Source organism: Tenacibaculum finnmarkense genomovar ulcerans, from assembly GCF_900239495.1.
Lineage (GTDB): Bacteria > Bacteroidota > Bacteroidia > Flavobacteriales > Flavobacteriaceae > Polaribacter > Polaribacter ulcerans.
Genome location: NZ_OENE01000029.1, coordinates 1 through 1,201 on the forward strand (window position 1 = coordinate 1; position 1,201 = coordinate 1,201).

The window sequence follows — 1,201 nt, forward strand, 5'->3', positions numbered from 1 at the left end:
AAAAAATATAGTATCTAAAAAAATGCTAGATTTAGAGAAATCAAAAATGCTTGAAGGATTAAGTTCAAAATACCATGAATCGAATATAATTATCACCAAAAAAGGTAAAAAAGCCTATTTTACAAGAGATAATTACGATGGAAGAACATTAAAAGGCGATAAAGCACAAGTATCACATCTTAAAATTTACAGCGCCGATAAAATTGGTGATTTATGGGGTAATGTTCAAGAATTACCATTTAATAGCGATGCTTTTTCATGCGGTCATCCAGCGTTAAGCATTGATGAAGAAACCTTATATTTTGTATCGGATATGCCCAACGGTTTTGGAGGTACTGATATTTATAAAGCAAGAATTTTAGGCGATAATAACTTTGGAAAACCAAAAAATTTAGGAAAAGAAATCAATACAGAAAGTAGAGAGATGTTTCCATTTATCGGAACAAATAATGAGTTGTATTTTTCATCAAACGGTCATTTAGGGCTAGGCGCTTTAGATGTTTTTGAAGCAAAATACATTGACGGAAAATACACAAATCCTGTAAATTTAGGAAGCCCAATAAACAGTGCATTTGACGATTTTTCATTTGTAATAAACAAAAAACATTCCCACGGATTTTTCTCATCAAACAGAAAAAATGGAAAAGGCGATGACGATATTTATAGCTTTATCATGTATCGATGTAAAGAAGATATTAAAGGAATCGTAAGCGATTCACGAACAGGCGAACCAATTGCTAATGCAGTCGTTCAATTAATGAATCCATCGGGAGAAGTGGTATCATCATTAAAAACAGGAAGATCGGGTTCTTATATTTTTGAACAAAAAGATTGCGAACAAAAATTTGTAGTTGTAGGATCAAAAGAAGGCTATAAAAATGCCAACAAACAAGCAGTAACCCTTGATGTAGATCAGCAGGATGTTGTTGTAAACCTAAAATTACAGTCATTAATTGTAGGGAATCAAATAGTAATCAACCCTATTTATTTTGATTTTGATTTGGCAAATATCCGTACAGATGCCGAATATGAACTAGAAGATATTGTAAGTGTAATGAACACCTATCCTGAATTGATTATCAAAATAGAGTCGCATACCGATAGCCGAGGATCTAAAAATTACAATAGAAATTTATCAGACCGAAGAGCAAAATCAACCCGCGATTATATAATTTCAAGAGGAATTGCATCAAACAGAATA

Annotated in this window: 1 protein-coding gene (cut by a window edge); it reads left to right on the forward strand. The window is 32.2% G+C overall.

What is annotated here, in order from left to right; translation table 11 throughout:
* Positions 1-673: 673 nt before the first annotated feature.
* Positions 674-1,201, forward strand: the 5' portion of a protein-coding gene (locus tag DPIF8902391_RS12605; protein ID WP_457810462.1) for an OmpA family protein. The gene runs 57 nt beyond the window's last position; 528 of the gene's 585 nt are visible here — the first part of the coding sequence; it begins with the start codon at positions 674-676; its stop codon lies off the right edge, out of view.